The following is a 24,932-nucleotide window of genomic DNA, read 5'->3' on the forward strand; positions in this document are numbered from 1 at the left end:
GCTTTAGCCCTTCATCCGGTTGACATCGTCGACGGCGATGGTGCCGCGACCACGGAAGTAAATGACGAGGATGGCAAGGCCGATGGCCGCCTCACCCGCCGCGACGGTCAGCACGAACATGCTGAACACCTGGCCCACCAGATCGCCCAGATAGGCGCTGAAGGCGACGAGGTTGATGTTCACGCTGAGCAGGATCAGCTCGATCGCCATCAGGATGATGATGACATTCTTGCGATTGATGAAGATACCCAGCACGCCCATCACGAAGAGGATCGCGCTGACCACCATATAATGCTGAAGGCCGATCACAGCTCCACCCCCTGCCCGACTGGCTGATTGATGTTACGCACCGCATCCTGTGGACGGCGGCGGTTCTGCTTCGCGATATTCTGGCCCTTCACCCCGCCGCGCGAGCGATGGGTCAGCACGATGGCACCGATCATCGCAACCAGCAGGACGATGCCCGCGGCTTCGAACAGGAAGATGTAGCGGGTGTAGAGAAGCCCGCCGATCGCCTGGATGTTGGACAGTTCCGGGTTCACCGGCGCTGCGCGCTGCGCCAGTTCGATGGGACCGGCACTCCACAGGCCGATGCCCAGAACGATCTCGGCCAGCAGCACCAGGGCGATCAACATGCCGAAGGGCAAATAATCGACGAAACCGGCGCGCAGCTCGGCGAAATCGATGTCGAGCATCATGACGACGAACAGGAACAGCACGGCGACCGCGCCGACATAGACGATGACCAGAAGCATCGCGATGAATTCGGCGCCCAGCAGGACCATCAGCCCCGCCGCGTTGAAGAAGGCGAGGATCAGCCACAGCACCGAATGGACCGGATTGCGCGACAGGATCGTCAGCGCGCCGCTGCACACCACCAAGGTGGCGAACAGGTAAAAGGCAAGCACGTGAATCACAGGATCATATATCCTCTTCGATCGGGTCGCGGCTTAACGATAGGGCGCATCGGCGGCAAGGTTCGCGGCGATCGCGCGCTCCCACTTGTCACCGTTCTCGAGGAGCTTGGCCTTGTCATAGATCAGCTCCTCGCGCGTTTCGGTTGCAAATTCGAAATTCGGACCTTCGACAATTGCATCCACCGGGCAGGCTTCCTGGCAGAAGCCGCAATAGATGCACTTGGTCATGTCGATGTCGTAACGCGTCGTCCGGCGGCTACCGTCATCGCGCGGCTGCGCTTCGATGGTGATCGCCTGCGCCGGGCAGATCGCCTCGCACAGCTTGCACGCGATGCAGCGCTCTTCCCCGTTGGGATAGCGGCGCAGCGCATGTTCACCCCGGAACCGCGGTGAGATCGGGTTCTTCTCATAGGGATAGTTGATGGTCGCCTTGGGCTTGAAGAAATATTTCAAGGTCAGCCAATGCGCCTTCACAAATTCCCAGAGGGTGAAGGACTTGACGTAATAGCCGAGGCTCATTGAGCGCCTCCGTAACGCGTGAACATGAGGAAGCCCGAAACCAGGAAGACGAACAGCAGCGAGGTCGGCAGGAAGATCTTCCAGCCCAGCCGCATCAACTGGTCATAACGGTAGCGGGGCACCGTCGCCTTCACCCAAGAGAAGACGAAGAAGAAGAACAGGATCTTGGCGAACAGCCAGAGGATACCCGGCACATAATAGAGCGGTGCCCAGTCGATCGGAGGCAGATAGCCGCCCCAGAACAGAATGGCGTTCAGCGCGCACATCAAGATGACGTTCGCATATTCGCCGAGCCAGTAGAGCGCGAAGGCCATGGACGAATATTCGGTCTGATACCCCGCGACGAGTTCCGATTCCGCTTCGGTGAGGTCGAAGGGCGGGCGCGCCGTTTCCGCCATGGCGGAGATCAGGAACATGATCGCCATCGGGAAAAGCAGCGGGTTGAAGCCGTTGCCGTTGAGGAAGCCGTAATAACCCTTCTGGCTCTCCACGATCGTCGTCAGGTTGAAGCTGCCGGCCCAAAGCACGACGCAGACCAGAATGAAGCCGATCGAGACTTCGTAGCTGATCATCTGCGCGCTGGCACGGATCGCCGAATAGAAGGGATATTTGGAGTTGGACGCCCAGCCCGCCAGCACCACGCCATAAACGCCGAGCGAGCTGATCGCGAGGATGTAGAGCAGGCCGACATTGATGTTCGCCAGCACCACGCCCACCTGAAAGGGCACCACGGCCCAGGCCATCAGCGCGACGGTGAAGGTGATGATCGGCGCGATCAGGAAGAGCGTGCGGTTGGCAGCCGACGGGATGATCGTTTCCTGAAGGAAGACCTTCAAACCGTCCGCGAAGGACTGGAGCAGACCGAAGGGGCCAACGACGTTCGGGCCGCGGCGCAGCGCCATCGCCGCCCAGATCTTGCGGTCGGCATAGATGATCATGGCGACCGCCAGCATCACCGGCAGCGCGATCAGCAAGATGCCGACGATCGTCGAAAGCAGCCACGCGCCTTCGAAGGGCAGGCCGAGATTTTGGAAGAAAGCGGTCACTCTGCGGCCTCCGCAAACGTCTCGCCATGGATCAGTTCCGCCGAGCATTGCTGCATCGTCGGGCTGGCGCGGCAGATGGCGTTGGTCAGGTAGAAATCCTTGATCGGCGAACCGAACTCGCCGGTCGCGCCGGTCGGCAGCTTGGGGCTGGACCAGCCATAATCGGCGAGACCTTCGACGCCCAGCGCCGGAACCGCCTTGGCCATTTCGGTGCGAAGAGCATCGAAGCTGTCAAACGGCAGGGTCGCGCCCAGCACTTCCGACAGGGCGCGCAGGATCGACCAGTCCTCGCGGGCGTCACCCGGCGCGAACACGGCCTTTTCGCCGCGCTGCACCCGGCCTTCCAGATTGACGTAGGTGCCCGCCTTCTCGGCATAGCTCGCGCCCGGCAGGATCACGTCCGCCGCATGGGCGCCCTTGTCGCCATGGTGGCCGACATAGACTTTGAAGCTGTCCTCGAACGCCGAATAATCGACCTCGTCCGCGCCCAGCGAGAAGAGCAGCTTGGGCTTGGCAGCCGCCACCGCCTTGATGCCGCCCTGCGTCGCATAGCCCAGCATCAGCCCGCCCATGCGCGCCGCCGCGAAGTGCAGGACGTTGTAACCGTTCCAGCCGTCCTTGATCAGGCCCAGCGTCTCGACCAGCGCCAGCGTGTCGCCATGCGCGCCGTCCTTGGCCAGCACGCCGCCGCCGACGATCATCGCCGGACGGGCCGCCTTGCCGAAGGCTTCGACCACCGCTTCCGGCAGCTTGGCCAGCAGCGAGGCGTCATTGCCCAGCCATTCGACCTTGTAGGTGAGATCGACCTGCGGACCGAGGGCGAAGACCTTCGCGCCCTTCTTGATCGCCTTGCGGATGCGGGTGTTCACCAGCGGCGCTTCCCAACGCAGGTTGGTGCCGACCAGCAGGATCACGTCAGCGGTTTCAAGGCCGTTGAGCGTGGTGTTGAAATTGACGGCGGAGAGGCTCGACACATCATAAGCGAGACCAGTCTGACGGCCTTCAAGCAGCGAACCGCCCAGCTTCTCGACCAGCGCCTTGCCGGCGAACATCGTCTCGCAGTCGAGCAGATCGCCCGCCAGCGCCGCGACCGAACCGCCATGTTGGACGGCGGCAATCGCCGCGAACGCCTCGTTCCAGGTCGCCGGAACCAGCTTGCCGTCCTTGCGGACATAGGGCTTGTCGAGGCGCTTGCGGACCAGGCCGTCGACATTGTGCCGGGTCTTATCCGACGCCCATTCCTCGTTCACATCGTCATTGATGCGCGGCACGGCGCGCAGCACCTGACGGCCCCGGCTGTCGAGGCGGATATTGGTGCCGACCGCGTCCATCACGTCGATCGCATGGGTCTTTTTCAGCTCCCACGGACGCGCCTCGAACGCATAGGGTTTCGAGGTCAGCGCGCCGACCGGGCAGAGGTCGACCACATTGCCCGACAGCTCGCTTTTCGCGGCATGTTCGAGATAGGTGGTGATCTGCATATTTTCGCCGCGATAGATGGCGCCGATTTCCGGGACGCCCGCGACTTCCTCGGCAAAGCGCACGCAGCGGGTGCACTGGATGCAACGGGTCATGACCGTCTTGACGATCGGACCCATATATTTCTCGGTGACGGCGCGCTTATTCTCTTCGAAGCGGCTGCTGCCCTTGCCGTAAGCGACCGACTGGTCCTGAAGATCGCATTCGCCGCCCTGATCGCAGATCGGGCAGTCGAGCGGGTGGTTGATGAGCAGGAACTCCATCACCCCTTCGCGCGCCTTCTTGACCATCTCGCTGTCGGTGCGGATTTCCTGGCCCTCGGCGGCCGGAAGCGCGCAAGACGCCTGCGGCTTGGGCGGTCCGGGCTTCACTTCGACCAGACACATGCGGCAATTGCCCGCGATGCTGAGGCGCTCATGATAGCAGAAACGCGGGATTTCCTTCCCCGCCAGCTCGCAGGCCTGGAGGACAGTGGCGCCCGCCGGGACTTCGAGTTCTACGCCGTCTACTTTGACCTTCGGCATGGTTACTCCGCTGCCTCCATGACGGGGGCGCTACCCTTGTTTTCGTTGATCCGGCGCTCGATTTCCGGACGGAAGTGCCGGATCAGCCCCTGGATCGGCCATGCCGCCGCGTCGCCGAGCGCGCAGATGGTGTGGCCTTCGACCTGTTTGGTCACCTGCTGGAGCATGTCGATTTCGCTGATGTCAGCATCGCCCGAACGCAGACGCTCCATCACCCGCCACATCCAGCCGGTGCCTTCACGGCAGGGCGTGCACTGGCCGCAGCTCTCATGCTTGTAGAAATAGGAGAGACGGCTGATCGCGCGGACGATGTCGGTCGACTTGTCCATGACGATGACGGCGGCGGTGCCAAGGCCGGAGCCGAGCGCCCGCAACCCGTCGAAATCCATCGGCGCGTCCATGATCTGCGCAGCCGGGACCAGCGGCACCGAGGAGCCGCCGGGGATCACCGCGAGCAGATTGTCCCAGCCGCCGCGAATGCCGCCGCAATGCCGGTCGATCAGTTCCTTGAAGCTGATGCCCATCGATTCTTCGACGACGCAGGGCTTGTTCACATGGCCGCTGATCTGGAAAAGCTTGGTGCCCTTGTTATTCTCCCGCCCGAAGCTGGAAAACCATTCGGACCCGCGACGCAGGATCGTCGGACCCACGGCGATGGATTCGACATTGTTCACCGTGGTCGGGCAGCCATAGAGGCCCGCACCCGCCGGGAAAGGCGGCTTCAGGCGCGGCTGGCCCTTCTTGCCCTCGATGCTCTCGATCTGCGCGGTTTCCTCGCCGCAGATATAGGCGCCCGCGCCGCGATGGACGAAGACGTCGAAATCATAGCCCGAACCGCAGGCATTCTTGCCGAGGAAGCCCTTTTCATAGGCCTGCTCGACGGCGGCGAAGAGAACCTTCGCCTCATAGATGAACTCGCCGCGGATATAGATGTAGGCGGCGCGCGCCCGCATCGCGAAACCGGCGATCAGCGCGCCCTCGATCAGCTTGTGCGGATCGTGGCGGACGATCTCGCGGTCCTTGCACGAACCCGGCTCGGATTCGTCGGCGTTGATGACCAGGAAGCTTGGACGGCCATCCTTGCTTTCCTTGGGCATGAAGCTCCACTTCATACCGGTCGGGAAGCCCGCGCCACCACGACCGCGCAGGCCCGAAGCCTTGATGCGCTCTATGATTTCGTCCTGGCCGATTTCCAGCAGCTTCTTGGTATTATCCCAATCGCCGCGCTTCATCGCCGCGTCGATGCCCCAATCCTGGAAGCCATAGACGTTGGTGAAGATGCGATCCTTGTCGCTGAGAGGTGCAATCACGTCGCTCATGCCCATTCCCCGCGATAATCATGGTTGCCGGAGACCATCTCCTTGAGCGTGGTCGGCCCGCCTTCGGGGCAGCTCGTCTGACGCTCGATCTGCGGCCCGATCTTGGGCTGCTTGCCAGCGGCGAGATCGTCGAGGATCGCGCTCATGCTGTCATAGGTCAGGTCTTCGAAATTATCGTCGTTGATCTGGACCATCGGCGCGTTGGTGCAGGCACCCAGGCACTCGACTTCGCTGAGCGTGAACAGGCCGTCCGGCGTCGTGCCGCCCTTGACCAGACCCTTGTTCTTGCAGGCCGAAAACACATCATCCGAGCCGCGCAACATACAGGGCGTCGTGCCGCAGACCTGGACATGATAGCGGCCGACCGGCGCGAGGTTGTACATGGTGTAGAAGGTCGCGACCTCGTAAACGCGCATGTACGGCATTTCGAGCTGGTCAGCGATATATTCCATCACCGGCACGGGCAGCCAGCCATTGGTCTGCGTTTCCGCCCCCACCTGACGCTGGGCGAGGTCGAGCAGCGGCATCACCGCCGACTGCTGACGGCCGGCGGGGTAACGAGCGATGACCTTCTTCGCCTGTTCGGCATTCTCGGCCGTCCACGCGAACGCGCCCCAGCGCGCGCGGGTTTCGGCCTCGTCCGGGATATGAACTGCGTCAGCCATTAGCGGTCACATTCTCCAAACACGATGTCCATGGCGCCCAGGACAGCGGTGGTATCGGCCAGCATGTGGCCCTTCATCATGAAATCCATCGCCTGAAGGTGCGAGAAGGCAGTCGGGCGGATCTTGCAGCGATAAGGCTTGTTGGAGCCGTCCGCGACCAGATAGACGCCGAACTCGCCCTTGGGGCTTTCGGTCGCCACATAGACTTCGCCAGCGGGCACATGGAAGCCCTCGGTATAGAGCTTGAAATGGTGGATCAGCGCTTCCATCGAGCGCTTCATTTCGCCACGCTTGGGCGGCGAAACCTTGCGGTCGAAGCTGGCGATCGGCCCTTCCGGCATTTCGTTGAGGCACTGTTTCATGATCCGCGCGGATTGGCGGACTTCCTCGACGCGGACCATGAACCGATCATAGCAGTCGAAATTGGTGCCAACCGGAATATCGAAGTCCATCCGGTCATAGACGTCATAGGGCTGCGCCTTGCGGATGTCCCACGGAATGCCGGAGCCACGGATCATCGGCCCGGAGAAGCCCCATTTCAGCGCATCTTCCTTGCTGACGACCGCGATGTCGACATTGCGCTGCTTGAAGATGCGGTTGTCGACCACCAGGCTCATCGCATCCTCGAACAATCTCGGAAGACGCGTATCGAGCCAGTCGGCAATGTCGGTCAGCAGCTTGAGCGGCACGTCCTGATGCACGCCGCCCGGCCGGAAATAGGCGCTGTGCATGCGGGCGCCCGACGCGCGCTCGAAGAAGTTGAGGCAGTCCTCGCGGATTTCGAACAGCCACAGGTTCGGCGTCATCGCGCCGACGTCCATGACGTGCGAACCGAGGTTCAGCATGTGGTTGCAGATGCGGGTCAGCTCCGCGAAGAACACGCGCAGATATTGCGCGCGCAGCGGCACTTCCAGATCCAGCAGCTTCTCGATGGCCAGAACATAGCTGTGCTCCATGCCGAGCGGCGAGCAATAGTCCAGCCGGTCGAAATAGGGCAGTGCCTGCAAATAGGTCTTGTGCTCGATCAGCTTTTCGGTGCCGCGGTGCAGCAGGCCGACATGCGGGTCGCAGCGCTCGACGATCTCGCCGTCCAGTTCCATGACCAGGCGCAGAACGCCGTGCGCGGCCGGGTGCTGCGGACCGAAGTTGATCGTGTAGTTCTGGATCTCCGTATCGCCGAGCGTCGGGTCCGCCGCGTCGGTAAGGTGGTCCAGCTTTTCCAGATAATCGGACATCAGGCCTTGTCCTCGGACTTTTTGTTCGCGGCGCTGTCGGTCGGCTCCCCTGCCCCGCTGACGCCGGGTTTGTCCGTCGTCTTGGGCGTGGGAGCGGGCGCAGCAGGCGGCGGCGCCTTTTCATCGCCCGGCAGCACATATTGCGCGCCTTCCCACGGGCTCATGAAGTCGAAGCTGCGGAAGTCCTGCGCCAGCTTCACCGGCTCATAGACCACGCGCTTGTCCTCCTCGGAATAGCGCAGCTCGACATAGCCGGTCAGCGGGAAGTCCTTACGCTGCGGATGCCCCTTGAAGCCATAGTCGGTCAGGATGCGGCGAAGATCGGTATTGCCGCCGAAGATGACGCCGTACATGTCGAACACCTCACGCTCCAGCCAGCCGGCGACCGGCCAGATGTGCGTGACGGTAGGCACGGGCGTGTCCTCGTCCGTGGACAGCTTGACGCGAATGCGGTGATTGCGGGTGACGCTCAGCAGATGATAGCAGACCTCGAAACGGTCCGGACGTTCGGGGTAATCGACGCCCGCCACTTCCATGAGCTGCTGATATTGCGCCTTGTCGCGCAACAGCAGCATGGCATCGGCCAGCTTTTCCCGAACGACGGTGAAGCTCAGTTCATCGGCATGGTGGACGGTCTCGACCAGCATCGATCCCAGCAGTCCGGCGATTTCCTCCGCGATCCCTTCGATGGTCGCGATCCTAGGAGCAGAATGACCCATATTAACGCTCAACCGTCCCGATCCGGCGGATCTTCCGCTGCAACTGCATGATGCCGTAGAGCAAGGCTTCGGCGGTCGGCGGGCAACCCGGCACGTAGATGTCGACCGGCACGATGCGGTCGCAGCCGCGCACTACCGAATAGCTGTAATGATAATAGCCGCCGCCGTTCGCGCAGCTGCCCATCGAAATCACATATTTCGGATTGGACATCTGGTCGTAAACCTTACGCAACGCCGGAGCCATCTTGTTGCACAGCGTTCCCGCGACGATCATCACGTCCGACTGGCGCGGAGAGGCGCGCGGCGCGGCGCCGAAGCGTTCCATGTCATAGCGCGGCATGTTGACGTGGATCATCTCCACCGCGCAGCACGCCAGACCAAAGGTCATCCACCACAACGAGCCGGTGCGGGCCCACTGGAACAGCTCCTCGGTCGAGGTGACGAGGAAGCCCTTGTCACTGACTTCGCTGTTCAGCGCGTTGAAGAAATCCTGGTCGGGCTGCGCACCGGCCGGCAAAAGCGTGCCTGGGACCGGACGGTCAAGTTCTACTCCCAATCGAGTGCTCCCTTCTTCCACGCATAGACGAGGCCGAGCACCAGCTCCGCTATGAAGATCATCATCGTCGCCCAGCCGGCCCAGCCGATCTGGTCGAGGCTGACCGCCCAGGGATAGAGGAACGCCGCTTCCAGATCGAAGATGATGAACAGGATGGCGACGAGGTAGAAACGCACGTCGAACTGGCTGCGCGGTTCTTCAAAGGCGGGGAAACCGCATTCATATTCGCTGAGCTTGGCTGGGTCAGGCTGGTGCGCGCCGGTCAGGCGGCCCACCAGCATCGGCAGGAACACAAATGCGCTCGAAAGCAGCAAGGCGATCCCGAGAAAGATCAGGATCGGCAGATATTGGGCTAGATCGACCAACGGAATCCCCTGGGCGAATTTGACTTACGGGCGCGCTTTAGGCCTGCCGCATATGCGAAGCAAGGCCCGGAGGCATGAGAATGATTCGCAACAATCGCGGCTACGAGATCATGCGACCAAAATCAGGGCTTCACCGCAACGCGCCAGCCACCAACTTATGCAATTTGCTGTGAATGGCGTCGTTGCCCGCGATCACTTCCTTGCGCTCGATCGGCTGGTCACCGCCGCGGAAGTCCGAGACGAAACCGCCCGCTTCACGAACCATCAGCAGACCCGCCGCCACGTCCCAGGGCTGCAATCCGCTTTCCCAGAAACCGTCATAGCGGCCGGATGCGACATGCGCGAGGTCGAGCGAAGCCGCGCCGAACCGGCGAATACCCGCCACCGAAGGCCCGACCGCGCCGAATATCCGCGTCCACTGCGCGAAATCGCCATGGCCCATGAACGGGATGCCGGTCGCGATCAGGCAGTCGCCCAGATCGCGCCGCGCCGAAACGCGCAATCGCTGGTCATGCCGCCAGGCGCCCCGGCTCTTTTCCGCCCAATAGCTTTCGTCCGTGACGGGCTGGTAGATCAGCCCCGTCGTCACCTCCCGCTTGCCGCCATAGAGCGGCTCCTCGACCGCGATCGAAATGGCGAAATGCGGGATGCCGTGGAGGAAATTGGTCGTGCCGTCGAGCGGATCGATGATCCAGCGCGGCTTGCCGGGATCGCCGGCGATCTCGCCGCCCTCCTCCAGCAGGAAGCCCCAGTCCGGCCGCGCCTTCTGCAATTCCTCGACCAGGGTCCTTTCGGCCTGCTGGTCGGCCTTGGACACGAAATCCGCCGGCCCCTTGCGGGACACCTGGAGATGCTCGACTTCGCCGAAGTCGCGGCGCAGCTTGGAGCCTGCCTTGCGCGCGGCGCGTTCCATGACGGTCAAAAGGCCCGAGTGCGATACCATTTTTTCTACTCCCTCGTCCCGTTTCGCGGGAGGGTCACCGCATGAGCGGCACTTTAAAAAGGAAGGGGCAGAAGGCTCGCTTTCGCTCACCACCCACCCCCTTGGCCCCTCCCGGCTGCGGGAGGGGGATCAAATATCAGTCGGCGCGCTTCACATATTCGCGCTCATACACATCGACGACGATGCGCGTGCCGGTGACGATGTGCGGCGGCACCATGACGCGCACACCATTGTCGAGGATGGCGGGCTTATAGCTGGCCGAGGCGGTCTGGCCCTTCACCACGGCATCGGCCTCGACCACGGTCGCCTCGACCGTTTCGGGGAGCTGCACGGAAATCGGGCGTTCCTCATACATTTCCAGCATGACCATCATGCCGTCCTGGAGAAAGGCCGAAGCCTCGCCCACCAGATCCTGCGGCAGGTTGATCTGCTCATAGGTTTCGGTATCCATGAAGACGAGCATGTCGCCCTCGGCATAGAGATACTGGAAATCCTTGGTGTCGAGGCGGATGCGCTCGACGGTCTCAGCCGAGCGGAAGCGGACGTTGTTCTTGCGTCCGTCGATCAGGTTCTTGAGTTCCACCTGCATATAGGCGCCGCCCTTGCCGGGCTGCGTGTGCTGAATCTTCACGGCGCGCCACAGGCTGCCGTCATATTCGATATTGTTGCCGGGACGAATCTCGACGCCGCTGATCTTCATGGGAAGAGCCTGCCTATATGTCTGAAGGTGAAAAGAGCCGGCCTCAAGAGGCTGCGCGCGCCCTTACATGGCTGCGGCCCAAAGGGCAAGGGGCAGCACCTATCGCGGCCTGGCAAGCAGGGGATAGGGATTGATCGCCTGCCCGCCATACCACGGCTCTCCCGGCCCCATCTCATGCACCGCGAAATGGAGGTGGGGGGCGCCCGGATCGGCATTGCCCGTGCTGCCGACGCTGGCGATCCGCTGCCCCCGCCGCACCGCCTGCCCCTCCGCCAGGCCCGGCGCATAGCCGTCCAGATGCGCATAATAATAGATGCTGCGCCCGTCCCGGGAGCGCTGATAGACGGTTCGCCCGCCCTCCCCGCTCCAGAACAGCTTCTCGATCCGCCCGTCCGCCACCGCCAGCACGGCCCGGCCCCGCGCCGCCATGATGTCGATCGCATCGTGCGCCCGTGCCCCGCTGGCCCGTGCCTGCGCAAAGGTGTCGCTGAGAGCCGAAGGCGGCACGCCCTCGACCGGGATAAGCAAGGCCCCCGCCTCCGCCGCCGCAGGCCGCGAAGGCGCCACCGAGACCGGCGCATCCGCGGGCACGATCCGCACGCAGAACTTCAGGAACGCAGCGCTGAGCAGGACCGTCAACGCCAGCCCGGCCCAACCACGCGCCCTCATTCCTGGAACACCGCCTTGACGCCCGATCGCACCATCTGCGCCAGTCGCGCCGCATCCCAGTTGGTCAGGCGAATGCAGCCATGGCTTTCGGTCCGTCCGATCGTCTGCGGCTCCGGTGTGCCGTGAATGCCGTAATGCGGCTTGGAAAGGTCGATCCACACCACGCCGACCGGCCCGTTGGGACCGGGCTTCAACACTGCCTTCTGATCGGAGGACGAGGCATCCCAGAACAGGTCGGGATTATAATGAAAGTCGGGATTGCGGCTCAATCCCTTGATTTCCCATGCCCCGATCGGCAATGGATCATGCTGCGACCCCATGGTGGCGGGAAATTGGGCGATCAGGCGGTTTTGCGCATCATAGGCGCGCAAGACACCGTCCGATTTGTCCACCACGATATGATCGGCCTGCGGCTGATCCTTGGCGACACCCAGGCTGGCGAGAGTCTCCCCCCATCCCCGCTCATCCCCCTCGATCCGCGCGACCGGCTGGTTGGCGATGGCGGGAACGCGAACGGTCGTCCCCGCGCCGACCCGCGTATCGGGCCGGTTGAGTGTCACCAGCACTTCCGGCTTGGTGTGGAATCGTTCCGCCAGCTTCTCCAGCAGATTGCGATAACCCAGCGCGGGCAACCTGGCCTGATCGTTCAAATCCTTGGGGACCGCGAAGAACGGCCCTTGCGCGAAACCGGACGGTATCTTCACCAGCCATGTCGCAGGCTGCGGACGATCGCCCAGCAGCGCCCTCGCCGTCGCTTCGTCATATTGGCCGGTCAACGGCAGTCCCCTGGCCTCCTGAAAACCCTTGAGCGCGCTGGTGAAGGACATGCCTTCCTTTCCATCGAGCACACCCGGCGAAAAACCCGCGCGATCCAGCGCCACCTGTGCCTGAAGCACCGAGTCCGCCCGTGCTGGCGCGCCCGCCGGCTCGGGCACGATGACGAAGGCATAGGGATCGGCGGCGGGCGCGGCGGGCCGTGCAGCCTTGCCCTGCGGTTCCTGGGACGAAGTGCTTTCATTGGCCTGCGTGACCGTCATATTGCAGGCCGCGCACAGCAGCGTGAGGATCAGGGGGGATTTGTTCACAGGCCTTTCTCTCCTTTTTGTCAGGAGGAAACGCCCGGAACCTCAGAAAGCTGCGCCTTGCCGATCAGCCGGAAAGCACGGGGCCAAAGGCCGCGACGCCGGCCTGCGGGCCGTCCGGATGCTTCCATACCGCCCCGCTCACTGCCAGGAAATCGGCCCCAGCCTTGATCAGCGGCGCGGCATTGTCCGCCGTGATCCCGCCAATGGCGACGCAGGGCAGTTCGAACAGCGCCGTCCACCAGCCCAGTATCGACGGATCGGGCCGATGATGGGTTTCCTTGGTCGTGGTCGGATAAAAGGCCCCGAAGGCGACATAATCCGCCCCCGCCTCGCCCGCCTCCATCGCCAGATGGCGGCTGTCATGACAGGTGACGCCGATCTGCACCGAGGGGCCGAGCAGCTTGCGTGCCTCCCTGGGATCGCCATCGCCCTGCCCCAGATGCACGCCATCCGCGCCCAGCCGCTTGGCCAGCGCCACGCTGTCGTTGACGATGAAGGCGACGTCCCGATCGGAACAGAGTTTCTGGAGCGGCTCGGCGGCGCGGGCGATGGCGTCCTCATCCAAACCCTTCAGCCGCAACTGGAAGGCCGCGACGCCGCCCCCGTCGAAGGCGGTGGCCAGACTGCCGGCAAAGCCGACCTCGATCACCGGCGGCGAGATCAGGTAAAGCTGACAGGCCGGGCGGAAACCCTGCTCGAAACGGTCGGCAAAATTCGGATCGAGGGCGAGTTCCTCGTCGGTGAAATCGGTCATGCCTCGCCTTAGCCGGATTCATCCATCTTGGGAAAGAGCGGAGCCTATTCCACGGCGCCAGCGTTCCTCCCCCATGATCAGGATCGGTTGCTCAGGATGGAATTACCGGGATTGGCGCGGGCGCTTCTATCCGGAGGAGACGGCGGCGAAGAACTGGTTCGCCTTCTATGCCGAACAGTTCGACACGGTGGAGATCAACAACAGCTTCTATCGCCTGCCCGCGCCGGAAACGGTCGATAAATGGCGCGAACAGGCGCCCAAGGGCTTCTGTTACGCGGCCAAGGCGAACCGCTATCTGACGCAGATGAAGAAACTCAAGGATTGCGAAGAACCGCTCGAAAGGATGATGGCATCGTTCGGACATTTCGGCACCAGCCTCGGCCCGATCCTCTATCAGTTGCCGCCGCATTTCACGCTCGACCTGAAAAGGCTGGAGGATTTTCTGCGCATCGCGCCGCACCAGCCGGTCCCGGCCTTCGAATTCCGCCATTCAAGCTGGTATGTGGATGAGGTCTATGCCCTGCTGGAGCGCCATGGCGCCGCCCTTTGCGTGCATGACATGCCCGGTTCGGTCAGCCCCCGGCTGGGCATCGGTTCCACCGCCTATGTCCGCTTCCACGGCACCAAAGGCAAATATCGCGGCGGCTATGCGCGAGAGCGGCTGGTCGATTGGGCCGAATGGATGAAGGCGCAGAGCGGGGACGGCCGGGCCGTCTGGGCCTATTTCAACAATGACTATGAGGCGCAGGCGATCGCCGACGCGCGCATCTTGAAGGAAGCCGCCGGGGTTTGAACCCGGCGGCCTCGCCCTATCAGGCCGCCTTCTGGGTCGAAGCGCCGTGAATTTCGTCGATCGCTTCGCCCAGCGACGCGTTGAACTCATCGTCATTCATCTGGTGACGCAGATCGTTCAGCAGCGCGCGGCTGAAGCTGGCGATGATGCCGCGATTCTTGGCCAGTTCGACGCAGGCTTCCGAGCGCGAGAAGCCGCCCGACAGCGCCACCACGCGCAGCACGCGGGGATGGTCGACCAGCGGATCGAACAACCCGGCCTTCACCGGCAGCGACAGCTTCAACATCACCTTGTCGTCGCCCGGTAGAGCGTCGAGATTCTTGAGGATTTCCTCCAGCAGGATCTGGTCGGCCTCGGCGCGCTCGGGGCTCTTGATGTTGACTTCCGGCTCGATGATCGGAACGAGTCCCGCGGCCAGGACCTGCTGTCCCACCTCGAACTGCTGCTTGACGACGGCGGCGATGCCCTCGCGGTTGGCGAGGTTGATGACCGAACGCTCCTTGGTGCCGAACACGCCCAGCGCCTTGGCGCGGTGCAGCAGCGTGTCGAGGGTCGGATTGGGCTTCATCAACTGAACGCCGTTCGCCTCGTCCTCCAGACCCTTGTCGATCTTGATGAAGGGCACCACGCCGCGCTCGATCAGCGCCTGCGGCACGGACTGACCGCCCGCTTCGCCGTCCATGGTCCGCTCGAACAGGATCGCGCCCAGCACCTTTTCGCCCGAAAAGACCGGCGAGGTGATGATGCGGCTGCGCATCGCGTGGATCAGGCCGAACATTTCCTCTTCATTGGTCCAGGCGTCTTCCTCGATGCCATAGCCCTTCAGCGCCTTGGGCGTCGAACCGCCGCTCTGGTCGAGCGCCGCGATGAAGCCGTTGCCGCCTTCGATCTTCGCCTTCATGTCCTCGAACTGCATCTGCACATACCTCTTGGTTGGATGCGCCGCCCTCCCGGCAGCGCGTCTAGGGGAAGGACGCCCTTGCACAGCGTCCACGTTCGAGCCGGGCCAGCCACTCTCCAGAGCCGGCCCCGCAATCTGGTTCAGGCCATCAACGCCTTGACGCCGGGCAGTTCCTTGCCTTCCATCCACTCCAGGAAAGCGCCGCCAGCGGTCGAAACGAAGCTGAAATCGCCCGCCACGCCCGCATGATTGAGCGCCGCGACGGTATCGCCGCCGCCCGCGACGGAGGTCAGCCCGCCTTCCTTGGTGAGCGCAGCGGCGGTTTTCGCCAGCGCCACGGTCGCCTTGTCAAAGGGCGCGATCTCGAACGCGCCGAGCGGGCCGTTCCACACCAAAGTCCGGCAGTTCTTGAGCGCATCGCCCAACGCCTCGACAGCGGCAGGGCCGACGTCGAGGATCATCTCATCCTCGGCCACTTCATGGACATTGCAGGTACGCAGGCTCGGCGGATTGGCGGCGAATTCCTTCGACACCACGACGTCATAGGGCAGATGGATAGTGCAGCCCGCGGCTTCCGCCTTGTCGAAGATCGCATCGGCGGTTGCGGCGAGATCCTTCTCGCACAGCGACTTGCCGATATCGACGCCGCGCGCATAAAGGAAGGTGTTGGCCATGCCGCCGCCGATGATCAGATGATCGACCTTGGCGACGAGATTGTTCAGCACGTCGAGCTTGGTCGACACCTTGGCGCCGCCGACGACCGCCGCGACCGGCTTCACCGGCTCGCCCAGCGCGGCCTGGAGCGCGTCCAATTCCCTCTCCATCGAACGCCCGGCAAAGGCGGGCAGCTTGTGCGCCAGCCCCTCGGTCGAGGCATGGGCGCGGTGCGCGGCGGAGAAGGCGTCGTTGACATAGAGATCGCCGATCGCCGCCATCGCGTCGACCAGCGCGGGATCGTTCTTTTCCTCGCCGGCATGGAAGCGGGTGTTTTCAAGGATGGCGATGTCGCCGTTGCGCATCACCGCAATGCCGTCGGTCGCCGCTTCGCCCTGGCAATCGGGAATGAACTGCACGTCGCGGCCCAGCACCGCCGTCAGCGGCCGGGTGATCTTCGACAGAGAGAATTCCGGGTTCTTCTGCCCCTTGGGACGGCCGAAATGGGCGAGAATCAGCACTTTTGCGCCACGATCCGCCAGTTCCAGCACGGTCGGCATGGCGGCGCGCAGACGGGTGTCGTCCGACACGGAACCATCCTGCATCGGCACGTTCAGATCCTCGCGCACCAGCACCACCTTGCCCGTGATGTCTCCCATGTCGTCGAGTGTCTTGAACGGCTTTGCCATGATCGCTCCCTGTAGCGCGTGAAATTGGATGAAAAACCCCGCCGGAGCGGTCCGGCGGGGTTCGTGTCGTTTAGAGGAACTTCGCCACGACACCCGTCGTGTCGATCATGCGGTTCGAGAAGCCCCATTCATTGTCGTACCAGGACAGCACGCGGACCAGCGTGCCGTCGATGACCGCCGTTTCCAGGCTGTCGACGGTCGAGCTGCGGGCATCGCCATTATAGTCGATCGACACCAGCGGCTCGTCCGAATAGCCGAGCACGCCCTTGAGCGGGCCGGATTCCGAAGCGGCCTTCAGCAGGTCGTTGACTTCCTGAACGGTGGTCGCGCGCTTGGCGTCGAACTTCAGGTCGACGACCGAGACGTTCGGGGTCGGCACGCGCACCGACGAGCCGTCCAGCTTGCCCTTCAGCTCCGGCAGAACCTCGCCCACGGCGCGGGCGGCGCCGGTGGTGGTCGGGATCATCGACAGGGCAGCGGCGCGGGCGCGGCGCATGTCCTTGTGGAGCTGGTCCAGCGTGTTCTGGTCGTTGGTGTAGCTGTGGATCGTGGTCATGAAGCCGCGCTCGATGCCGATCGCATCGTGCAGGACCTTCGCCAGCGGGGCGAGGCAGTTGGTGGTGCAGCTCGCGTTCGAAATCACGATGTCGTCGGCGGTCAGCGTCTCATGATTGACGCCGAACACCACGGTCTTGTCGACGCCTGTCGCCGGAGCGGAGATCACGACGCGCTTGGCGCCCGCGGTCAGGTGCGCGCTGGCCTTTTCCTTGTCCGCGAAGATGCCGGTGCATTCCAGCGCGATGTCCACGCCCTGCGCGGCGTGCGGCAGCTTGGCGGGGTCGCGCTCAGCGGTCACGGCGATGCGCTTGCCGTCGACGACCAGGAAATTGCCGTCGACGCTGACTTCGCCGGCCCAGTTGCCGTGCACGGAATCGCGCTTGAACAGCAGGGCATTGGACTTGGCATCGCCCAGGTCGTTGATGCTCACCAGTTCCAGATCATGGTCGGTCCGCGACAGGATCGCGCGGGCGACCAGACGGCCGATGCGGCCGAAACCGTTGATTGCTACCTTCGTTGCCACTGCACTTGTCTCCCGGTTGGTTTGAATTTCAGTCGAGCGCGGCAGCGATCTGCGGCGCGATCTTGGCGGCGGTCAGGCCGAAATGATCGTAGAGCACTTCCGCCGGAGCCGAGGCGCCGAACGTATCGATGCCGAAGCGCAGACCGGCGATGCCGACATAACGCTCCCAGCCGAAAGTCGTCCCTGCCTCAATCGAGGCGCGCAGGACATGGTGCGGAAGGAGATCATCCTTATACGCCTGCGGCTGCGCGTCGAAATGCGCCCAGCTCGGCATGGAGACGACGTCGGCGCCGATGCCCTGCTCTTCCAGCAGAGCGGCGGTGGCGACGGCGATCTCGACTTCGGAGCCGGTCGCGACCAGCACCACCTTGCGCTCGGCGGTTGCGGCCTTCAGGCGATAGGCGCCCTTGGCGGAGAGATTTTCGCTCTTCTCGGTGCGAAGCTGCGGCAGGTTCTGGCGGGTCAGCGCCAGCACCGAGGGGCCGGTCGCGTCCTTAAGCGCCAATTCCCAGCACTCTGCCGTCTCGACGATGTCCGCCGGACGATAGACATCGAGGTTCGGGATCATGCGCAGCGACATGACATGCTCGATCGGCTGGTGGGTCGGGCCGTCTTCGCCCAGACCGATGGAGTCATGGGTCAGCACATGGATGGCGCGGATCTGCTGGAGCGCGGCCAGGCGGATGCCGCCGCGCATATAGTCGGAAAAGACTAGGAAGGTGCCGCCATAGGGAATGACGCCGCCATGCAGCGCCATGCCGTTCATCGCGCAGGCCATGCCGAACTCGCGAATGCCGTAATAGACGTAACGGCCCGAATAATCATCCTTTGTCAGCGGCCCGGTCGACTTGGTCTTGGTGTTGTTGGAGCCGGTGAGGTCCGCCGAACCGCCCAGCGTTTCGGGCAACAGGTCGTTGATCGCGCCCAGTGTCAGCTCGCTCGCCTTGCGGGTGGCGACCTTCTGCGGATTGGCGATCAGCGTGTCGATATAGGCGTCGAGCGAGAAACCGCCGGGCAGCTCGCCAGCCATGCGCCGCTCGAACTCCGCCTTCTGCCCGTTGGCGCCAAGCCGATCGGCCCAGGCAGCATGGGCGTCGCCGCCCTTGGCTCCGATCGCCTGCCAGGCGGCGGCAATATCCTCGGGGATCACGAAAGGCTCAGCCGTCCAGCCAAGGAATTCGCGGGCAGCTGCGACTTCCGCCTCGCCCAGCGCCGATCCATGGACGCCCGAAGTGCCCGCCTTGTTCGGCGCGCCATAGCCGATCTTGGTGGCGCAGGCGACCAGCGACGGACGCGGATCGGCCAGCGCCTCATCGATGGCGCGGCGCACATCGGCCACGTCATGACCGTCGCAGGACACGACATGCCAGCCGGTCGCGGCATAGCGCGCCCGCACATCCTCGCTGCTCGACAGGTCGACCGCGCCGTCGATGGTGATCTTGTTATCGTCCCACAGCACGATCAGGCGGCCAAGGTTCAGATGTCCCGCCAGACCGATCGCTTCATGGTTGATGCCTTCCATCAGGCAGCCGTCCCCGGCCAGCACCCAGGTCCGGTGATCGACGATCTCATCCCCGAACTGCGTGTTCAGATGCCGCTCGGCAATCGCCATGCCGACAGCCGTGGCAAGGCCCGACCCCAGCGGCCCGGTGGTCGCTTCCACGCCCGCCAGTTCGAAATTCTCGGGATGCCCGGCGCAGGGGCTGCTGAGCTGGCGGAAATTGGCGATGTCCTCCATCGTCGGCTTGGCATAGCCGGTCAGATGCAGCAGCGAATAGATCAGCATCGACCCATGACCCGCCGACAGCACGAAGCGGTCGCGATCGGCCCATTTCGGCGCCTTGGGATCGAACTTCAGATAATCCTTGAACAGCACTGTGGCGACGTCGGCCATGCCCATCGGCATGCCCGGATGGCCGCTGTTGGCGGCCTGCACCGCGTCCATGGAAAGCGCCCGGATGGCGTTGGCGAGGGACTTTTCGGAAACGGTCATCGGCGCGGCGTCTTTCCTGGCTTTTCAAGCGGCCCCCTGTTCAGGCCGTCGAGTCGAGTTTGCGCTCCCTTTGTCGACTCAGGGACAAGGCGTCAACTACGGGCGGCCCCGGGGGCGCGCCAAGCCGCCGAATGACTGCTTTTGCGCGGCGAAAACTTTGTCTATGCGTGGGACCATGGCAAGCGACCGCATGATGCAGGCGATCCGCGCGCTGGAGCGTGCGATCGACCGGTTCGAACAAGATGTGGACGGCCTTTCGTCGGCCGCCTCCTACGACCCATCCTCCGGCGTCGACGCTGCGGCTGCCCGATCGGCGCTGCGCTCGCTGGACAGTCTCATCACGGAATTGAAGGGCCAGAACGGTGGCTGAAACCACATTGCACATCGCCGGGCGCGTCTACGACATACGCTGCCGCGATGGCGAGGAAGCGCATCTGGCGCATCTCGCCAACCTGATCGAGCGCAAGGCGCGGTTGGCGCAGCAGAACACGCCAGGGCTGACCGAAGTGCGCACGCTCCTCTTCGCCGCGCTCTTCCTGGCCGACGAACTCAACGACCTGAAGCGCGAGGCGATCGGCCGGCAGCAGAGCCTGGCGCTGGAGCCGGAGGACGAACCTGCCATCCGCGCCCTCGAATCCCTCACCACCCGCATAGAAAAGCTGCGCGAAAGGCTTGTCGACGCCGCGCCCGAAGCCTAGATAGACAGGTGACGGGCACTGCGCGGTACGAGCTTTAGCGAACATCCCTGAGGCGATAATCACATCCACGGGGACTGTCCCTGGGCGGGCTCCGGCCCGATCTACATGGTTCCCACCTGACGTTGAGGCGTCAGAGGATTTTCCAGCACACGGCCGAGGCGGTCCCGTCACCCTCCTCCCCAATCCCAGGGCCCCAAGATGAGCGACGACACCGAAAAGGCGACCCTGCGCGCGATCGCCCGGCAAAGGCGGCGCGCTTTCGTGGCCTCGCTCGATCCGCTGGCGCACCGGCTGGCGTTCAAGGTGATCCCCTCGCCGCTCGCCCGGCGGCTGGCCGATACGCAGGTGGTGGCGCTTTACATGGGTCTGGACGACGAAGCCCCCGCCCAGCGGCTCGCGGCTCCGTTGCAGGCCATGGGCAAGACGCTGGCCTTGCCCCGCGTGCTGGATCGGCTTGGCTCCATGGATTTCCTGCAATGGCACACGGACGCGCCGCTCCAGCCCGGGCCCTTCCGCACCAGCCATCCCGAACCGGGCGACGGGCCGGTCGTGCCCGACGTCATCATTGCGCCGCTGGTCGGTTTCGACCGGGCGATGAACCGGCTGGGTCAGGGCGGCGGCTATTATGACCGCGCCTTTGCCCGCTATCCCGATGCCCTGCGCGTGGGTCTTGCATGGTCGGTGCAGGAGCAGGAGGAACTGCCCGCCGATCCGTGGGATTTGCCGCTGCATTTGATCCTGACCGAAATCGAACTGATCGAAGGCGCCTGAAAGTGAGCATCCGAGAATGAGCATCGACCCCCGCCACCACTATAAACCAAGTTGGCGCAAGCCCGCCGGCATGTTCATGATATTGGGGCTGATCGCGCTCTGGGCCGTGCTGGTAGGCAGCCTTTCCGGCTTGATCGGGCGATTGCCGATGATCGTCCAAGTGCCGGTCTATGTGTTTCTCGGCCTGATCTGGATTTGGATATTGCCGCTGAAACGCCTGCTCTCCTGGATGGAAACGGGGCGCTGGCGGAGGTTCTGAAGGCGGTGAGGGGTGGAGCGTGGACCGCCCGCCTTCCTTTACACCGTGCTCCTGCGAAGGCAGGAGCCCAGTCCCGCCTTCCGTGTATAATCGCACCGTCTGAACTGGGTTCCTGCCTTCGCAGGAACACGTATCGCTTAACGTCCCCTATTGGCCAAAACCCGCCATACCGATGCAGGCAGCTCCCGGGCAAGTCGATCCCAAAGAATGAGGAGTGGCGCGAGTGACGGGGCTCGAACCCGCGACCTCCGGCGTGACAGGCCGGCGCTCTAACCAACTGAGCTACACCCGCGCAAGGGCGGCATCTTGGCGCGATCCTGAAAAGATCGCCAGACGATGCTGATCTGAAAAAACCATCCACTTCCCTATGAGAAATGGCGCGAGTGACGGGGCTCGAACCCGCGACCTCCGGCGTGACAGGCCGGCGCTCTAACCAACTGAGCTACACCCGCGTTCGGTGTGGGCGGGCATCTATGCGGCCCCGTTCCCCCTGTCAACTGTCTGCAACATGAGTTTCTTGGCTTTCGTCATTTTCTTTGCGCGGGGACACTGTCAACGTGCCGCGCTCGAACAGGAAACCGGCGATATCCGGCGTTCCGGCGGCGGAAACCACGGTCTGGATGATGATCAGCAACGGCACACCCAGCAAGGCGCCCGGCGTCCCCCACACCCATCCCCAGAAGGTCAGCGACACCAGAATCAGCAGCGGGTTCATGGTCAGCCGCCGCCCAAGAATCGTCGGCGTCACGAAATTGGCCTCGACCAGATGAAAGCCGATCTGGAGCGCGGCGGGCAGCAACGCCTTCCACACATCGTCGAACACCATAAGGCCGCCCAGTGCCAGCAGCACAGCGACCAGCATCGGCCCGAAATAGGGCACGAAATTCAGCAGCGCGACGATGCCGCCCCACATCAGCGGCGACGGCATGCCGATCAGCCACAGGGCAAAGGCGACCGCCAGCCCCAGGCACAGGTTGATGGTGGCGATCGTCAGCACATAGGCGGAGGTCGCGTCCACGACATTCTGGATCACCCGCGCCACGGCCATAGCGCCGTCGAAACTTTCGCGGCTGTTGATCGTCCGCCGCCGCAACTTCGTCCAGCCGGCGAGGAAGAAATAGATGATGAGCAGCGCGAACACCATCTGGATGATGGCCGAAGGCGCGGAGGTAGCGGCAAATTGCAGCAATGATCGTGGCGCATCCACCGCTGCCGTCTGCGCCGCCGCCACCGGCCCCGTCGCCAGCATCTGCACCGTCTCGTCCACGAAGCGCTGGAGTTGCGAATAAAAGTCGATCAGCGGCGCCAGATTATTCTGAATCTTGGGCAGTCGCTCCGGCAACAGCCGAAACCAGTCGGCTGCGGGGACGACGATCAGCACCAAGGCCGTATTGGCCACCAGCAGGAAGGCGATCACCGCCGTCAGCGCCGCCAGCGGCGAAGGCACGCCCCGCCGCTCCATCCATTCCAGAAAGGGCACCAACGCGATCGCGACCACCAAAGCGGCCGTCAGCGGCAGGAAAAACTCCGCCCCCTCCTGCAAGGCGAAGGGCAAGGCCAACATCAGCCCGATCCCGGTCGTCAACGCGATCGACGCCAGCAGCCGGTCCCGGCGCCTGTTAATCTCCTGCTGTTCCTGAGGTGTCACGCCCGAATTCCCTGCCCGTCGCCCTTTTTCTGCACGGGCGGCCCCTCTCCGTCAATTTGCGTGCGTCAATTTACATCAGCGAAACAGATGGATAGCAAGGGAAACAAGGCCTTAACCAAATCTTCGGCACTTGGCTGCCACATTCGGCGAGAAAGGAAGTCGGGGGACTGGCATGAAATCGGGGGTTTGGTTCGTTGCCCTGGCCTGTCTGGGCGTGCCGCACATCGCGCAGGCGCGGCAGGACATCAGGCTGGAAACGCAGATGTTCGTCGAACGGACGAGCACCGACATCAACGGCCGGGAACGCCGCATCCTGCAAAGTGCCGACCGCGCCGGATCGGGCGACCAGGTGATTCTCGTGGTGAACTGGCGCAACCAAGGCTCACGCCCTGTCCGCAACCTTGCCGTCACCAACGCCGTTCCGCGCGGGGCGCAACTCGACCTCTCCGATCCGGCGATGCAGGTCTCGGTCGACGGCGGCGCCCATTGGGGCCGCCTGACCGACCTCTGGCTGCCGACGGCGCTCGGTGGCACCCGCCGGGCGATCCCGGCGGACATCACCCATGTCCGCTGGACCGTCCCGCAAGAAATCTCCCCCGGCGAAAGCGGCCGCCTCAGCTACCGCGCGACAGTGCGCTGAAATATCGGAGGATTGGCAGGGAAGCCCGGAAATCCACCGGGCGCGCACCCAACCACTCCGACATCCCTAATCCGCGAACAGCAGAACCGGCGTCTCCAGCAACTTCCGTACCGCCTGGACGAAGCTTGCCGCATCCCAGCCATCCACCACGCGATGGTCGCAACTGATCGACAGGTTCATGAGCTTGGCGGGCACCACTTCCCTGCCCCGGAACACCGGCCGCTCGATGATCCGATTGGGCCCGATGATCGCGACTTCCGGCCGGTTGATGACCGGCGTGGTCGCGATCCCGCCCAGCGGCCCCAGCGAAGTCAGTGTCAGCGTCGAACCCGACAGTTCCTCCGACTTCGCCTTGCCCGTCCGCGCCGCATCGGCCAACCGCCTGATCTCCGCCGCCAACTGCCAGACATTGCGATCCTGCGCATCCCGGATCACCGGCACCATCAGCCCCGCGTCGGTCTGGGTCGCCATGCCCATATGCACCGCGCCATAACGCGTCACCACACCAGCCTCATCGTCATAGCGCGCGTTCAGCATCGGGAATTCGGGCAATGCGCGGCAGATCGCCACGATCAGCAGCGGCATCATGGTGAGCTTGGGCTTGTCGCCGCGATGGGCGTTCAACTGCTCACGCATCTCCTCCAACGCGGTGACGTCGATTTCCTCGACATAGGAGAAATGCGGAATGTTCCGCTTGGATGCGGCCATATTCTCCGCGATGCGGCGGCGCATGCCGATGACCTTGACCGCCTCGTCGGCGCGCCTGGCGGTGCGCCCGGCAGGCCGATAGCCCTGCCCCGACCCGTAAAGCAGGAAAGCGTCAAGGTCGGAATGCCGGATATGATCGCCGTTCGGCTTCACCTGGCTAAGGTCGATGCCCAGTTCCTTCGCCCGCGCGCGAACCGCGGGCGAAGCAAGAACCTCCACCTTGACGACTTCCTCTTCCTTGACCGCTGGGGTGGCTGCGGGAGCGGGCGGCTGTTCTTCCACGACGACCGGCGCGGGCTCGGCAGCAACAGGAGCTGGAACTTCAGCCGCTTCCGCAACCTCGGAAGGCGCCTCGGCCTCCCCCTCCGTCTCGATTTCCACCAGCATCGATCCGATGGCGATCTGCTCCCCGGCTCGCCCGCCAGCCGGACCACGACGCCCGCGACCGGCGTTTCCATCTCCACCGTCGCCTTGTCGGTCATCATGTCGGCGATCGGCTGGTCTTCCTCGACCCGATCCCCGACCTTCACATGCCAGCCGACGATCTCCGCTTCCGCAATGCCTTCGCCGATATCCGGCAGCCTGAACGTAAAAAGCGCCAT

At 63.7% G+C, this 24,932-nt stretch carries 27 protein-coding genes, 2 tRNA genes, 1 other RNA gene and 1 pseudogene; 7 read left to right on the plus strand and 24 right to left on the minus strand.

The features are described from left to right. Positions 1-3: 3 nt before the first annotated feature. The 16 genes from nuoK to thiE form a co-directional block, all read right to left on the minus strand. The gene (gene nuoK / locus YP76_RS15165) at positions 4-309 is read right to left on the minus strand and encodes an NADH-quinone oxidoreductase subunit NuoK (protein WP_046764479.1); all 306 of its coding nucleotides are present in this window, start codon (positions 307-309) and stop codon (positions 4-6) included. Further along, positions 306-917, minus strand: a complete 612-nt coding sequence (locus YP76_RS15170; protein ID WP_046764480.1) for an NADH-quinone oxidoreductase subunit J — start codon at positions 915-917, stop codon at positions 306-308. Before YP76_RS15170 ends, nuoK begins: the two co-directional genes overlap by 4 nt. Before the next feature lie 33 nt (positions 918-950). Further along, positions 951-1,436 (minus strand): NADH-quinone oxidoreductase subunit NuoI, encoded by a 486-nt coding sequence (nuoI, locus tag YP76_RS15175; protein WP_004211738.1) that lies wholly within the window; start codon positions 1,434-1,436, stop codon positions 951-953. After that, the gene (gene nuoH / locus YP76_RS15180; protein WP_046764481.1) at positions 1,433-2,482 is read right to left on the minus strand and encodes an NADH-quinone oxidoreductase subunit NuoH; all 1,050 of its coding nucleotides are present in this window, start codon (positions 2,480-2,482) and stop codon (positions 1,433-1,435) included. Before nuoH ends, nuoI begins: the two co-directional genes overlap by 4 nt. Further along, positions 2,479-4,485 carry an NADH-quinone oxidoreductase subunit NuoG gene (gene nuoG, locus YP76_RS15185; protein ID WP_046764482.1) on the minus strand — a complete coding sequence of 669 codons (2,007 nt, stop codon included), beginning with the start codon at positions 4,483-4,485 and terminating at the stop codon, positions 2,479-2,481. Before nuoG ends, nuoH begins: the two co-directional genes overlap by 4 nt. A gap of 2 nt (positions 4,486-4,487) precedes the next feature. After that, positions 4,488-5,804, minus strand: a complete 1,317-nt coding sequence (gene nuoF, locus YP76_RS15190; RefSeq protein ID WP_046764885.1) for an NADH-quinone oxidoreductase subunit NuoF — start codon at positions 5,802-5,804, stop codon at positions 4,488-4,490. Beyond that, positions 5,801-6,469, minus strand: a complete 669-nt coding sequence (nuoE, locus tag YP76_RS15195) for an NADH-quinone oxidoreductase subunit NuoE (protein ID WP_046764483.1) — start codon at positions 6,467-6,469, stop codon at positions 5,801-5,803. Before nuoE ends, nuoF begins: the two co-directional genes overlap by 4 nt. Further along, complete coding sequence (locus tag YP76_RS15200) at positions 6,469-7,704, minus strand: NADH-quinone oxidoreductase subunit D (RefSeq protein WP_046764484.1); 1,236 nt, start codon at positions 7,702-7,704, stop codon at positions 6,469-6,471. The genes nuoE and YP76_RS15200 overlap by 1 nt, the downstream gene beginning before the upstream one ends. Continuing rightward, entirely contained in the window at positions 7,704-8,423 is a 720-nt protein-coding gene (locus tag YP76_RS15205) for an NADH-quinone oxidoreductase subunit C (RefSeq protein ID WP_046764485.1), read from the minus strand. The genes YP76_RS15200 and YP76_RS15205 overlap by 1 nt, the downstream gene beginning before the upstream one ends. Position 8,424: 1 nt before the next feature. Continuing rightward, on the minus strand, positions 8,425-8,979 hold the full coding sequence (locus YP76_RS15210) for a NuoB/complex I 20 kDa subunit family protein (protein ID WP_046764486.1): 555 nt from the start codon (positions 8,977-8,979) through the stop codon (positions 8,425-8,427). Next, positions 8,970-9,344 (minus strand): NADH-quinone oxidoreductase subunit A, encoded by a 375-nt coding sequence (locus YP76_RS15215; RefSeq protein ID WP_025549542.1) that lies wholly within the window; start codon positions 9,342-9,344, stop codon positions 8,970-8,972. The genes YP76_RS15210 and YP76_RS15215 overlap by 10 nt, the downstream gene beginning before the upstream one ends. A gap of 130 nt (positions 9,345-9,474) precedes the next feature. Next, positions 9,475-10,287 (minus strand): inositol monophosphatase family protein, encoded by an 813-nt coding sequence (locus YP76_RS15220; protein WP_046764487.1) that lies wholly within the window; start codon positions 10,285-10,287, stop codon positions 9,475-9,477. A 136-nt stretch (positions 10,288-10,423) separates the two neighbouring features. Then, a complete protein-coding gene (gene efp / locus YP76_RS15225) occupies positions 10,424-10,987 on the minus strand; it encodes an elongation factor P (protein ID WP_021238169.1) in 564 nt (187 codons plus the stop codon). Between the two features lie 99 nt (positions 10,988-11,086). Beyond that, the gene (locus tag YP76_RS15230; protein WP_046764488.1) at positions 11,087-11,656 is read right to left on the minus strand and encodes a M23 family metallopeptidase; all 570 of its coding nucleotides are present in this window, start codon (positions 11,654-11,656) and stop codon (positions 11,087-11,089) included. Further along, positions 11,653-12,693: a L,D-transpeptidase family protein gene (locus YP76_RS15235; RefSeq protein WP_084733228.1), complete on the minus strand. Its 1,041-nt coding sequence runs from the start codon at positions 12,691-12,693 to the stop codon at positions 11,653-11,655. Before YP76_RS15235 ends, YP76_RS15230 begins: the two co-directional genes overlap by 4 nt. A gap of 112 nt (positions 12,694-12,805) precedes the next feature. After that, positions 12,806-13,495 (minus strand): thiamine phosphate synthase, encoded by a 690-nt coding sequence (thiE, locus tag YP76_RS15240; protein ID WP_046764490.1) that lies wholly within the window; start codon positions 13,493-13,495, stop codon positions 12,806-12,808. Between the two features lie 73 nt (positions 13,496-13,568). On the opposite strand from thiE, the gene YP76_RS15245 reads away from it, so the two are divergent. Beyond that, entirely contained in the window at positions 13,569-14,288 is a 720-nt protein-coding gene (locus YP76_RS15245) for a DUF72 domain-containing protein (protein WP_046764491.1), read from the plus strand. A gap of 19 nt (positions 14,289-14,307) precedes the next feature. Here YP76_RS15245 and YP76_RS15250 read toward each other — a convergent pair whose 3' ends face one another. The 4 genes from YP76_RS15250 to tkt all read right to left on the minus strand — a co-directional run bounded on the left by YP76_RS15250 (position 14,308) and on the right by tkt (position 19,606). Next, entirely contained in the window at positions 14,308-15,204 is an 897-nt protein-coding gene (locus tag YP76_RS15250; protein WP_046764492.1) for a fructose bisphosphate aldolase, read from the minus strand. Between the two features lie 125 nt (positions 15,205-15,329). Continuing rightward, on the minus strand, positions 15,330-16,532 hold the full coding sequence (locus YP76_RS15255) for a phosphoglycerate kinase (RefSeq protein WP_046764493.1): 1,203 nt from the start codon (positions 16,530-16,532) through the stop codon (positions 15,330-15,332). Positions 16,533-16,602: 70 nt separating this feature from the next. After that, the gene (gene gap / locus YP76_RS15260) at positions 16,603-17,613 is read right to left on the minus strand and encodes a type I glyceraldehyde-3-phosphate dehydrogenase (protein WP_046764494.1); all 1,011 of its coding nucleotides are present in this window, start codon (positions 17,611-17,613) and stop codon (positions 16,603-16,605) included. A gap of 28 nt (positions 17,614-17,641) precedes the next feature. After that, complete coding sequence (gene tkt, locus YP76_RS15265; RefSeq protein WP_046764495.1) at positions 17,642-19,606, minus strand: transketolase; 1,965 nt, start codon at positions 19,604-19,606, stop codon at positions 17,642-17,644. 175 nt (positions 19,607-19,781) lie between these two features. Between tkt and YP76_RS15270 the strand changes: the two genes are divergently transcribed. From YP76_RS15270 to YP76_RS15285, 5 genes are all read left to right on the plus strand, one after another. Beyond that, positions 19,782-19,976, plus strand: coding sequence for a hypothetical protein (locus tag YP76_RS15270; protein WP_232307577.1), 195 nt, complete (start codon positions 19,782-19,784; stop codon positions 19,974-19,976). Next, positions 19,969-20,304, plus strand: coding sequence for a cell division protein ZapA (locus tag YP76_RS15275; protein ID WP_046764496.1), 336 nt, complete (start codon positions 19,969-19,971; stop codon positions 20,302-20,304). Before YP76_RS15270 ends, YP76_RS15275 begins: the two co-directional genes overlap by 8 nt. Before the next feature lie 12 nt (positions 20,305-20,316). Continuing rightward, a non-coding RNA gene (gene ssrS, locus YP76_RS29395) (6S RNA) lies at positions 20,317-20,473 on the plus strand. A gap of 29 nt (positions 20,474-20,502) precedes the next feature. Continuing rightward, positions 20,503-21,075 (plus strand): 5-formyltetrahydrofolate cyclo-ligase, encoded by a 573-nt coding sequence (locus YP76_RS15280; RefSeq protein WP_046764497.1) that lies wholly within the window; start codon positions 20,503-20,505, stop codon positions 21,073-21,075. Between the two features lie 16 nt (positions 21,076-21,091). Further along, a complete protein-coding gene (locus YP76_RS15285; RefSeq protein ID WP_046764498.1) occupies positions 21,092-21,334 on the plus strand; it encodes a DUF2842 domain-containing protein in 243 nt (80 codons plus the stop codon). Between the two features lie 215 nt (positions 21,335-21,549). Here the strand turns inward: YP76_RS15285 and YP76_RS15290 are convergent. From YP76_RS15290 to YP76_RS15300, 3 genes are all read right to left on the minus strand, one after another. Continuing rightward, a tRNA-Asp gene (locus YP76_RS15290) sits at positions 21,550-21,626 on the minus strand. Between the two features lie 83 nt (positions 21,627-21,709). Then, positions 21,710-21,786: transfer RNA gene (locus tag YP76_RS15295), tRNA-Asp, on the minus strand. A gap of 41 nt (positions 21,787-21,827) precedes the next feature. Next, positions 21,828-22,982 carry an AI-2E family transporter gene (locus YP76_RS15300; RefSeq protein ID WP_046764499.1) on the minus strand — a complete coding sequence of 385 codons (1,155 nt, stop codon included), beginning with the start codon at positions 22,980-22,982 and terminating at the stop codon, positions 21,828-21,830. Between the two features lie 172 nt (positions 22,983-23,154). Here YP76_RS15300 and YP76_RS15305 point away from each other — a divergent pair, with 172 nt between their 5' ends. Further along, complete coding sequence (locus tag YP76_RS15305; RefSeq protein ID WP_046764500.1) at positions 23,155-23,622, plus strand: hypothetical protein; 468 nt, start codon at positions 23,155-23,157, stop codon at positions 23,620-23,622. 66 nt (positions 23,623-23,688) lie between these two features. On the opposite strand, the pseudogene YP76_RS15310 reads toward YP76_RS15305, so the two are convergent. After that, a pseudogene (locus YP76_RS15310) lies at positions 23,689-24,932 on the minus strand (dihydrolipoamide acetyltransferase family protein).

The organism is Sphingobium chungbukense (assembly GCF_001005725.1).
GTDB classification, from domain to species: Bacteria; Pseudomonadota; Alphaproteobacteria; order Sphingomonadales; family Sphingomonadaceae; genus Sphingobium; species Sphingobium chungbukense.

Excerpts from the sequence above, each read along its gene's own strand:
- nuoI (WP_004211738.1), bottom strand. The coding sequence starts at position 1,436 with ATGAGCCTCGGCTATTACGTCAAGTCCTTCACCCTCTGGGAATTTGTG.
- YP76_RS15255 (WP_046764493.1), bottom strand. The coding sequence starts at position 16,532 with ATGGCAAAGCCGTTCAAGACACTCGACGACATGGGAGACATCACGGGC.
- YP76_RS15305 (WP_046764500.1), top strand. The coding sequence starts at position 23,155 with ATGAAATCGGGGGTTTGGTTCGTTGCCCTGGCCTGTCTGGGCGTGCCG.
- tkt (WP_046764495.1), bottom strand. The coding sequence starts at position 19,606 with ATGACCGTTTCCGAAAAGTCCCTCGCCAACGCCATCCGGGCGCTTTCC.
- YP76_RS15220 (WP_046764487.1), bottom strand. The coding sequence starts at position 10,287 with ATGGTATCGCACTCGGGCCTTTTGACCGTCATGGAACGCGCCGCGCGC.
- nuoE (WP_046764483.1), bottom strand. The coding sequence starts at position 6,469 with ATGGCTGACGCAGTTCATATCCCGGACGAGGCCGAAACCCGCGCGCGC.
- YP76_RS15245 (WP_046764491.1), top strand. The coding sequence starts at position 13,569 with ATGATCAGGATCGGTTGCTCAGGATGGAATTACCGGGATTGGCGCGGG.
- nuoF (WP_046764885.1), bottom strand. The coding sequence starts at position 5,804 with ATGAGCGACGTGATTGCACCTCTCAGCGACAAGGATCGCATCTTCACC.
- YP76_RS15200 (WP_046764484.1), bottom strand. The coding sequence starts at position 7,704 with ATGTCCGATTATCTGGAAAAGCTGGACCACCTTACCGACGCGGCGGAC.
- YP76_RS15280 (WP_046764497.1), top strand. The coding sequence starts at position 20,503 with ATGAGCGACGACACCGAAAAGGCGACCCTGCGCGCGATCGCCCGGCAA.
- YP76_RS15205 (WP_046764485.1), bottom strand. The coding sequence starts at position 8,423 with ATGGGTCATTCTGCTCCTAGGATCGCGACCATCGAAGGGATCGCGGAG.
- YP76_RS15270 (WP_232307577.1), top strand. The coding sequence starts at position 19,782 with ATGGCAAGCGACCGCATGATGCAGGCGATCCGCGCGCTGGAGCGTGCG.
- thiE (WP_046764490.1), bottom strand. The coding sequence starts at position 13,495 with ATGACCGATTTCACCGACGAGGAACTCGCCCTCGATCCGAATTTTGCC.
- YP76_RS15250 (WP_046764492.1), bottom strand. The coding sequence starts at position 15,204 with ATGCAGTTCGAGGACATGAAGGCGAAGATCGAAGGCGGCAACGGCTTC.
- efp (WP_021238169.1), bottom strand. The coding sequence starts at position 10,987 with ATGAAGATCAGCGGCGTCGAGATTCGTCCCGGCAACAATATCGAATAT.
- YP76_RS15235 (WP_084733228.1), bottom strand. The coding sequence starts at position 12,693 with ATGACGGTCACGCAGGCCAATGAAAGCACTTCGTCCCAGGAACCGCAG.
- nuoG (WP_046764482.1), bottom strand. The coding sequence starts at position 4,485 with ATGCCGAAGGTCAAAGTAGACGGCGTAGAACTCGAAGTCCCGGCGGGC.
- YP76_RS15230 (WP_046764488.1), bottom strand. The coding sequence starts at position 11,656 with ATGAGGGCGCGTGGTTGGGCCGGGCTGGCGTTGACGGTCCTGCTCAGC.
- YP76_RS15285 (WP_046764498.1), top strand. The coding sequence starts at position 21,092 with ATGAGCATCGACCCCCGCCACCACTATAAACCAAGTTGGCGCAAGCCC.